Annotated in this window: 9 protein-coding genes and 1 pseudogene; 5 read left to right on the top strand and 5 right to left on the bottom strand. The window is 65.6% G+C overall.

Annotated elements, in window-relative coordinates; translation table 11 throughout:
• Positions 1 to 670: pseudogene (locus C2U70_RS05250) on the bottom strand (citrate synthase); the annotation flags it as partial.
• 75 nt (positions 671 to 745) lie between these two features.
• On the opposite strand from C2U70_RS05250, the gene C2U70_RS05245 reads away from it, so the two are divergent.
• The gene (locus C2U70_RS05245) at positions 746 to 1,840 is read left to right on the top strand and encodes a citrate synthase/methylcitrate synthase (RefSeq protein ID WP_140976835.1); all 1,095 of its coding nucleotides are present in this window, start codon (positions 746 to 748) and stop codon (positions 1,838 to 1,840) included.
• Between the two features lie 183 nt (positions 1,841 to 2,023).
• Here C2U70_RS05245 and C2U70_RS05240 read toward each other — a convergent pair whose 3' ends face one another.
• Positions 2,024 to 2,659 (bottom strand): J domain-containing protein, encoded by a 636-nt coding sequence (locus C2U70_RS05240; RefSeq protein ID WP_140976833.1) that lies wholly within the window; start codon positions 2,657 to 2,659, stop codon positions 2,024 to 2,026.
• A 127-nt stretch (positions 2,660 to 2,786) separates the two neighbouring features.
• Here C2U70_RS05240 and C2U70_RS05235 point away from each other — a divergent pair, with 127 nt between their 5' ends.
• Entirely contained in the window at positions 2,787 to 3,065 is a 279-nt protein-coding gene (locus C2U70_RS05235; RefSeq protein WP_433960663.1) for a BolA family protein, read from the top strand.
• A 173-nt stretch (positions 3,066 to 3,238) separates the two neighbouring features.
• Here the strand turns inward: C2U70_RS05235 and C2U70_RS05230 are convergent, their stop codons facing one another.
• From C2U70_RS05230 to C2U70_RS05220, 3 genes are all read right to left on the bottom strand, one after another.
• On the bottom strand, positions 3,239 to 4,543 hold the full coding sequence (locus C2U70_RS05230) for an HlyC/CorC family transporter (protein WP_140976831.1): 1,305 nt from the start codon (positions 4,541 to 4,543) through the stop codon (positions 3,239 to 3,241).
• Positions 4,544 to 4,633: 90 nt separating this feature from the next.
• Complete coding sequence (gene aroB, locus C2U70_RS05225; RefSeq protein WP_140976830.1) at positions 4,634 to 5,782, bottom strand: 3-dehydroquinate synthase; 1,149 nt, start codon at positions 5,780 to 5,782, stop codon at positions 4,634 to 4,636.
• Positions 5,783 to 5,794: 12 nt separating this feature from the next.
• Positions 5,795 to 6,397, bottom strand: a complete 603-nt coding sequence (locus C2U70_RS05220; RefSeq protein ID WP_140976828.1) for a shikimate kinase — start codon at positions 6,395 to 6,397, stop codon at positions 5,795 to 5,797.
• Positions 6,398 to 6,555: 158 nt separating this feature from the next.
• Here C2U70_RS05220 and C2U70_RS05215 point away from each other — a divergent pair, with 158 nt between their 5' ends.
• The 3 genes from C2U70_RS05215 to C2U70_RS05205 all read left to right on the top strand — a co-directional run bounded on the left by C2U70_RS05215 (position 6,556) and on the right by C2U70_RS05205 (position 8,986).
• Positions 6,556 to 6,702 (top strand): histidine kinase, encoded by a 147-nt coding sequence (locus C2U70_RS05215; protein ID WP_140976826.1) that lies wholly within the window; start codon positions 6,556 to 6,558, stop codon positions 6,700 to 6,702.
• Positions 6,703 to 6,720: 18 nt separating this feature from the next.
• Positions 6,721 to 7,692, top strand: a complete 972-nt coding sequence (xerD, locus tag C2U70_RS05210; RefSeq protein WP_140976824.1) for a site-specific tyrosine recombinase XerD — start codon at positions 6,721 to 6,723, stop codon at positions 7,690 to 7,692.
• Positions 7,693 to 8,023: 331 nt separating this feature from the next.
• A complete protein-coding gene (locus C2U70_RS05205; RefSeq protein ID WP_140976823.1) occupies positions 8,024 to 8,986 on the top strand; it encodes an acetyl-CoA carboxylase carboxyltransferase subunit alpha in 963 nt (320 codons plus the stop codon).
• The last annotated feature ends 213 nt before the right edge of the window (positions 8,987 to 9,199 follow it).

Genomic DNA, 9,199 nt, shown 5'->3' with positions numbered 1-9,199 from the left:
CGAGCAGCACCAGCGCGCGGCGGACGAGATCGGCCGCGTGCTTGTTGTCGGGTGCCCAGGCGCTCGCGATCTGCTGATGCAGCGGCTCGGCCGACGGCTCGGCGTTGAGCATCGTCGCAACCAGCAGCCGGACGATGCGCGCGCCAACCAGCGCGCGGCCGTCGGGCGCGCGGGTGAAGGCGCGGGGATCGGCGCTCGATGCGAGCGCAAGCACGGCGATGGCGCGATCGATCGGCGCGGCACGGCGCGCGGCCTGCGCGATCATGCGCATCTCGTCGGAGACCGCGGGGCAATTGTCCGGCGCGAAGGGATCGACGCCGGAGATGTCCCAGAGCAGCGTCGCCGTATGCTCCAGCGTGTCTCGTTCCGACAGGTCGACGCAGTTCACGCCACGATAGATCGGACCGTCCTCGGTGATGGTTGCGATCTCCGTGTCCATGACGGGCAGGTCGGCATCAAAGCTGCGCAGGCCGCGCGGCTCCGGCGACGGGGCGCGGCGGTCCTTCAGGTTGCGGACGTCCTCGGCGCGGTAGCGATTCTTGCGCGAATCCTCCGTCGGCTCGGAGCGGATCAGGCCGCGGCTGACATAGGCGTAGAGGGTCGCCGGCGAGATCGCGAGCTCGGCGGCGGCTTCCCGGGCGGAGAGATAGAGGCCTTCCGAATTTTTCATATTGATTTATGTAATCAAGATTGATCAATCTGTCGAGAGGCCCGACCTTTCCCGCATTGCGAAAGGAGAACGGCCATGAATATCCACCTCACCAAAAGCCAGATCGGGCTGGACGGCGTTCCCGCGGCTGAAACCGTGCTGAGCCATGTCGACGGCGAGCGCGGCGAACTGATCATTGCCGGCGAGCATGTCGGGACGCTTGCCGCCAAATCGAGTTTCGAGGGCGTCACCGCGCGGCTCTGGAACGGCGCGATGGGCAGCAAGCTCACCGAGGCCAATGTGCGGGCGAGCCTCGGGGCTGCGCGCGAACGCGCCTTTGCCCGGCTGCCCGATCTGTTGCCGGCGACGCGCGGCATGGGAATCGTCGATGGATTTCGTGCCGCGGTCGCCGGCCTTCGCGCCGAGCACGGGCTCGATCACGAATCGACCATCGTCGGCGCGTTCCCGGTGATCGCGGGCGCGCTGGTGCGCCAGGCCAAGGGCCTCGACCCCGTCACGCCGGATCCGAGCGTCAGCCACGCCGCCGATACGCTACGCATGCTGCACGGTCGGAGCCCTGCATCGCGCGAGGTCACCGCGCTCGATGCCTATCTCGTCACCGTCTGCGACCACGGCATGAATGCGTCGACGTTTGCTACGCGCGTGGTGGCGTCCACGCACGCCGATCTCTTCGCCGCCGTCACCGCCGGCTATTGCGCGCTGACGGGACCGCTGCATGGCGGCGCGCCGGAGCCGGTGCTGGAAATGTTGGACGCGATCGGCACGCGCGAGCGCATCAAGCCGTGGGTGGATGCGGCGCTGGCGCGCGGTGAACGGATGATGGGCTTTGGTCACCGCGTCTATCGTGTGCGCGATCCGCGCGCCGACGTGCTGAAGGCCGCGATCGAGGCGCTCGCCTCCAACGGAGCCGACCTGCCCTTCGCAGGCGAGGTCGAGGCCTACATTCGCGACGCCCTGCGCAAGAAGAATCCGGAGCGGCCGCTCGAGACCAATGTCGAGTTCTTCACCGCGATCCTGCTCGATGCGCTGGCGATTCCGAGGCAGGCCTTTACGCCGATCTTCGCGGTGGCGCGCGTCGCGGGCTGGACCGCACACGCGATGGAGCACCGGCGCACGGGGCGGCTGATCCGGCCGAGCTCGTCATATGTGGGCGCGATGCCGAAGGAGTGAGGGATGGATCTCGTAGGGTGGGTTAGCACGCGGCCGCGCGAAGCGCGGTCCGCTGGCGTAACCCACCACTTCTGTCACTGCTGAGATTAATAAAGAGGTGGGTTACGCCTTGCGGGCTGCGCTTCGCGCATCCGCAAAGCTAACCCACCCTACGCACCTACGCACCTGCTGTGACGCGAGGCCTCACGCCTCGCGCACCACCGTCTTCAGATAATTATACGCCTTGATGATCTCGATCAGGCGGTCTTCCGTCGAGCGGTCGCCGCCATTGGCGTCGGGGTGGTGCTGCTTCACGAGCGCCTTGTACTTGGTCTTGACCTCGGTGAGCGTGACGTTGGGGCCGAGGCCCATCACCTGGAGCGCCTTGCGCTCGGCGTTCATCACCTTGCGCGTCTCGGCCTTGGGCGGTGCCTCCGGACCCTTGCGCCAGCCGGTGCGGCCGTTGAGCTCCGCGAACATGCTGAACGGATCGAAGGCGCCGTCGATCTCGGCTTCCGCGCCCTTCTTCACGCCGCCATTGGCGCCCATCTTCCAGGTCGGACGATGGCCGGTGAGCGCGTCCTTCTGGTAGCGCGCGACGGCGTCGGCGTTCATGCCGGAGAAGAAATTGTAGTTCTGATTGTACTCGCGGACGTGATTGAGGCAGAAGTGCCAGTACTCGCGCTGGTTCTCACGCCCCTTCGGCGCGCGGTGCGCGCCCTTGTTGGCGCAGCCCGTCCACTCGCAATTGACCGCGGTGTCGCGCGGTTTCGCTTCCGGCTGCTTGCCGCGCGGCTTCACGCGGATGGAATCGAAGAATTTTGATGAATCGATCGGCATGACTGACTTTGACTACGCAATGCAAAAACCTTCAAGTCTTGACATTGCGATTAGGACGAAAGCGGTTCTCTGGTTTGGCCGCCAGGACGGCCTGTCGGGCATTGACGAAACGAGAACGCGCACATTAATGGGTGATATGGCCATGTGCGACACTATCACCAACAAGTTGAGCGAAGCTTTCACCCCCGTAAGCCTGCGGGTGATCGACGAGTCACATTTGCATGAAGGCCACGCCGGCCACCGGCCGAGCGGTGAGACACATTTTCGGGTCTATATTGTGTCTGATGCCTTCAAAGGGAAGGGCCGCCTCGAGCGCCATCGCCTGATAAATGCGGCATTGTCTGCGGAACTCTTGGGCAGCGTGCACGCTTTGGCGATCCACGCGCAGGCGCCGGGGGAAGGTTGATCTTGCTTACCCTCCCCTGGAGGGGGAGGGTCGCTACGCATGAAGCGTAGCGCAATGCGTAGCGGGGTGGGGTGATCTCTCACCACGGGCAGTGCGCGATGCGGAGAGACCTTCACCCCACCCCGCTCGCGCTGCGCGCGATCGACCCTCCCCCTCCAGGGGAGGGTAAGAAATCAAAACGACGTCCCCGCCCGCCTCGGCTTGGCTTCCTCGACCTCAGACTCGCGCGGGACCGGCGAAATACGGAGCGCAGTGATGCGGTTGCGTTCGCGGCGGAGGACGCGGAAACGGAAGCCGTGGAAGGTGAAGCTCTGGCCGCGGTCGGGGATCGAGCGCGCCTCGTGAATGACGAGGCCCGCGACCGTGGTTGCCTCTTCGTCGGGCAGATTCCAGTCCATGGCGCGATTGAGATCGCGGATCGGCACGGAGCCGTCGACCACGACGGAGCCGTCGGGCTGGGCGCGGACGCCCGCGACGACAACGTCATGCTCGTCGGAGATGTCGCCGACGATCTCTTCCAAAATGTCTTCCAGCGTCACAAGACCTTCAACTTCGCCGTACTCGTCGACGACGAGCGCAAAATGGGTCTTGCGGCGGCGAAACGCCTTCAACTGCTCGGAGACGGGCCGCATCTCAGGCACGAACCAGGGCGGCAGCGCGATATTCGAGACGTCGATGCGCGAGGTGTCGCCGTCGGAGGCGCGGATCGCACGCAGGAGATCCTTGGCGTGCAGCACGCCGATGATGTTTTCAGGCTTTTCGCGCCAGAGCGGGATGCGGGTGTATTCGGTGGCGAGCACCTCGCGCACCAGATCCTCCGGCGGCAGATCGGCGTTGATCATCATCATCTCGGTGCGATGGATCATCACGTCCGAGACCTGGAGCTCGCGCAGATCCAGGAGACCGCCGAGCATGTCGCGGTCGTGCTTCTCGACCTTGCCCTCATGGTGCAAGAGGTCGACCGCGCCGCGCAGGCGCTCGGTCGGCGACAGGATCGCCTGGTGTTCGCCCGCAAACCCGATCAGCCGCATCAACAGCCGCACGACGACTTCGACCACATGCAACAGCGGCCCGAGCACGTACATCGTGAGCCGCATCGGGCGCGCCACTGCGAGCGCCATGCGATCGGGTGCGTTGATCGCGATGGTCTTGGGCAGGACTTCGGCGAAGATGACCACGAGCGCGGTCATCACGCCGGTGGCATAGAGCACGCCGACGTCGCCGAACCAGGAGGTGAAGATGCTGGTCGCCAGCGCCGAGGCGCCGATATTGGCGATGTTGTTGCCGAGCAGCAGCGCGCCGATCAGCCGCTCGCGCATGTCGAGCAGTTGGGAGACGACGTCGGCGTCGCGGTTCCCCTGCTTGGACAGTCGCAGCATGCTGGCGCGCGAGGCGCCGGTCAGCGCGGTCTCGCTCGCGGCGAAGAACGCCGAGACCCCGAGGCAGAAGACGACGATGGAGAGTCCGAGCCAGTCCATGCACCTAACCAGTTTCTAATCTTGACGCGTTTTCTTGACGCGAACCGGTCCCCACTTCGCTCGAAAACGCTCTGGCGGTTCAGCCGCCCATCACGCTTTCAGGGCCAATTTGTCCTTCAAGAAATCACGCACGGGCGTGGGCTCGACGTCCTTGGCGATGACGGCGCGCCCCACGGCTTCCAGCAGGATGAAAGTGAGCCTGCCGCGCGAGACCTTCTTGTCCTGCGCCATCAGCGCCATCAGTCGGTCCGCATCCGCAAGCCCCTCCTGCGTGAAGCCGGCGATGTCCTGCAAACGCGTCGGCAGGCCCGCCTCGACCAGATGCCGTTCGACACGTGCTGCGTCATCAGCGCCGATCATGCCGAGCTTGGCCGAGAACTGCGCCGCCAGCACCATGCCGATCGACACGCCCTCGCCATGGAACAGGCGGTCGGAAAAGCCGGTCGCGGCTTCCAGCGCGTGCCCAAAGGTGTGGCCGAGATTGAGCAGCGCGCGCTCGCCGGTCTCGCGCTCGTCGCGCGAGACGACGCCGGCCTTGGCGCGGCAGGAGGTGGCGATGGCGTGCTCGCGCGCGGAGCCGCCCCTGGAAATGTCGGAATGGTTCTTCTCGAGCCAGGTGAAAAAAGCTTCGTCGCCGAGCACGCCGTATTTTGCGACCTCGGCATAGCCGGCACGGAACTGGCGCGGCGACAGCGTGTCGAGCACGGCGGTGTCGGCGATGACCAAGACGGGTTGATGAAAGGCGCCGAGCAGATTCTTGCCCTGCGGCGAGTTGATGCCGGTCTTGCCGCCGACGGAGGAATCGACCTGCGCCAGCAGCGAGGTCGGCACCTGCACGAAATCGACACCGCGGCGCAGGATCGCAGCCGCAAAGCCCGCGAGATCGCCGACCACGCCGCCGCCGAGCGCGACCACGAGATCGTTGCGCTCGATCTTCGCCGCGATCAGGGCTTCGCTGACCTTCTCGAGGCCGGCATAGGTTTTCGAGATCTCGCCTTCCTCGACGATGACATGCGAGGTCGGGATGCCGGCTTGCGCGAGCGACGCCTCGGCCGGCGCGAGCCAATGTTTTGCCACGGTGCGGTCGGTGACGATCGCCGTGCGCACGCCGGGCCGCAGCGCCGCGATGCGCGCCCCGAGCGACTGCAAAATATCGCGGCCGATGACGATGTCGTAGGCGCGATTCTCCAGCGCGACGTCGACGACGATGGGATCGGAATGTTTCAGCGGCGCGGTCATCTCGGCGTTCACTCAGTTGGCGGCCTGGATCGGGCGCGGACCACAGAGCCAGGCGTGCAGCGTCTCGATGCATTCGTCGACGATGCGGTCATGGGGCACGTCGCGCGAGGCGATCGTCAGGTCGGCGCTGCCATAGATCGGCTCGCGCTCGCTGAGCAGACGGGTGACGGTCGCCTCGGGATCGGCAGTCTGCAGCAGCGGGCGGTCGGCCCGGCGCCGGACCCGCCGCATGATCACGTCGGGGTCGGCCTTGAGCCAGATCGAGACCGCCTTCGCCGCGATGCGCCGCCGCGTCTCCTCGCGCATGAAGGCGCCGCCGCCGGTGGCGAGCACCAGCGGTCCGCCGTCCAAGAGGCGCGCGATCACCCGCGCCTCGCCGTCGCGGAAATGCGGCTCGCCATGGCGCTCGAAAATCTCGGGTATGGTCATGCCGGCGGCGGCCTCGATCTCGGTATCGGCGTCCACGAAGGGCAGCCGCAGCCGCGCCGCCATGCGGCGGCCGATGGTGGATTTGCCGACCCCCATCATGCCGACCAGCACGATCGAGCGGCCCGCAAGCGCCGACAGGATGTCGGGCTCGGGCGCGCTTGGCACTGGCATGGCGGCGTCGGACATCGATCGTGCTCTGGATCTCGCTCAATCTGCCGCCAAAGGCGGCATGTCGGGCCACCTATACGACCCCCAAGGGGCCCTCGCCAGAGGACTCTTGCCACGAAACGGCGAACATGTTGGATGATTTCATTGGTTAATTTGCGCGCCCGAGACCCCCATCGATGCCGAGCCTGTTCCGCTTCCTGACGGTCGTCGCCATCCTCGCCGGCATCGTCTATGGCGTGATCTTCTCGCTAGCGAACTTCGTCAATCCAAAGCCGCGGGAAATGACGGTGACGATCCCGCCGGATAAATTTCTCAAGAAATAGGGGTTAGGGTCGGAGGCGATGCCAGCAAAACCCTCCGATAGCAGACTGATCGGCCTGTTCCTCGACATGCTCGCGGCGGAACAGGGCGCAGGTCCCAATACGCTCGATGCCTATCGCCGCGACCTCACCGATTTCTCGGAATTTCTCAGGCATGTCGGCCACAGCTTCGTGGATGCCGAGACACAAACCCTGCGCGACTATCTCGGCGATCTCGACACGCGCGGTTTCAAATCCACCAGCGTCGCCCGACGATTGTCGGCGATGCGGCACCTCTATCGCTTCCTGCTGAACGAGAAGCTGCGCGACGATGATCCGGCCGCGATCCTGTCGGGGCCGAAGCGCGGCCGCAGCCTGCCAAAGGTGCTGTCGATCGCCGACGTCGACAGGATGCTGGTCCGCGCGAAGCAGTTGAGCGAAGCCACTGATGCCTCGCCATCGCAGCGGCTGCGACATCTGCGGCTCTATTGCCTGCTGGAAGTGCTGTACGCGACGGGCCTGCGCGTCTCCGAGCTGGTGGCGCTGCCGCGCTCGGCGGCGAAGCGCGACGCACGCATGATCGTGGTGCGCGGCAAGGGCAACAAGGAACGCCTGGTGCCGCTCAACGAGGCCTCGCGGCAGGCGATGGCGGATTATCTCGCCGCGACCGACGCGACGACGAAAGGTGATGACAAGCCGAAGAAGAAGGGCAGCCTCGTCGCCTCGAAGTGGCTGTTCCCGTCGTTCGGCGAGAGCGGACATCTGACGCGGCAACATTTTGCCCGCGACCTCAAGGAACTCGCGGTCGCCTCGGGCCTGCAGGCCCGGCTGGTGTCACCGCACGTGCTGCGCCATGCCTTCGCCAGCCACCTCCTGCACAACGGAGCTGACTTGCGCATCGTGCAGACCCTGCTTGGCCACACCGACATCTCGACCACCCAGATCTACACCCATGTGGTCGAGGAGCGGCTGAAGAGCCTGGTGCGCGACCTGCACCCGCTGGCGGAGAAGTAGCTGGTCTTGTGCCCCGGACGCAGCGCAGCGCTTCTTCAGCGGTGCGCTGCAGAGCCGTGGCCCATGCCGCTTGCACTCGACTTCTGGGTCCCGGCTCTGCGCAGCAGCGCTATAGGAGCGCTGCAGCGCGTCCGGGACACGAGAGCCCAACCCAAACGACATCCGAAACCGCCTTGACTTCGGCCCTTTCTCCGCAGAAAGAGCCGTCTTCCTGCCCGTGATTTGGCGCGTGCCGCGGTGCGCACAAGCCAAGTTGTTGAAGAAGCTGCACTTCTTATCCCCGAGCCAAATCCGTTTCGCCTCCCCGCCCTGTCCTCCCTATATTGAGTTGATGCCGGATCACATGCGCAGCTATCTCGACTTCGAAAAGCCCGTCGCCGAGCTCGACTCCAAGGTCGATGAACTCCGCGCGCTGGCGGCCACCGGCGCCGACATCACGGACGAGATCGGCCGCATCGAGGACAAGGCCGCGCAGGCGCTCGCCGACCTCTATACGAACCTGACGCCCTGGCAGAAGACGCTGGTCGCGCGCCATCCGCAGCGGCCGCATTTCTCCGACTTCATCAAGGGGCTCGTCACCGAATTCACGCCACTCGCCGGCGATCGCAAGTACGGCGAGGACGAAGCACTGGTCGCTGGCTTCGGCCGCTTCCGCGGCGAGAGCATCTGCGTGATGGGCCAGGAAAAGGGCGATTCCACCGACAGCCGCATCAAGCACAACTTTGGCATGGCGCGGCCCGAGGGCTATCGCAAGGCTGTGCGGCTCATGGAGATGGCCGAGCGGTTCGGCATTCCCGTGCTGTCGATCGTCGATTCCGCCGGCGCCTATCCCGGCATCGGCGCCGAGGAGCGCGGCCAGGCCGAAGCCATCGCGCGCTCGACCGACGCCTGCATGTCCCTGGGCGTGCCGAACGTCGCCATCGTCACCGGCGAGGGCATGTCGGGCGGCGCGATCGCGATCACCACCGCCAACAAGGTCCTGATGCTGGAGCACGCGATCTACAGCGTGATCTCGCCGGAGGCGGCGTCCTCCATCCTCTGGCGCGACGGCACCAAGGCCCAGGAAGCCGCCAACAACATGAAGATCACCGCGCAGGACATGCTGCGCTTCGGCGTCATCGACAGCATTTTGAAGGAGCCGGTCGGCGGCGCCCACAGAGACCCCGCCGCCATGATCGCCACCACCGGCGAGGCCATCGAGCAGGCGTTCAACGAGCTGCGCAACCTCGACGCGGACGCGATTCGCCGGCAGCGGCGGCAGAAATTCCTCGAAATCGGCCGGAAACTGACCTGATTCAGGCGATTTCGGTACCGTAGGGTGGGTTAGCCGAAGGCGTAACCCACCTCTTTCGTTTCCGCGTCGGCAGAAGTGGTGGGTTACGCCGCGCGGACCGCGCTTCGCGCAGCCGCAAGGCTAACCCACCCTACCCATACCCCGGTAAATCCGCGTTAACCCTTTTTTCGCCCAAATCAGCGAAGACGGCCCCAATTAGGCCCCAGGCCACGG

This window comes from Bradyrhizobium guangdongense (assembly GCF_006483445.1).
Classification (GTDB): Bacteria; Pseudomonadota; Alphaproteobacteria; order Rhizobiales; family Xanthobacteraceae; genus Bradyrhizobium; species Bradyrhizobium guangdongense_A.
The sequence above is the reverse complement of the archived record's forward strand: the minus strand, read 5'-3'. Positions and strand labels throughout refer to the sequence as shown.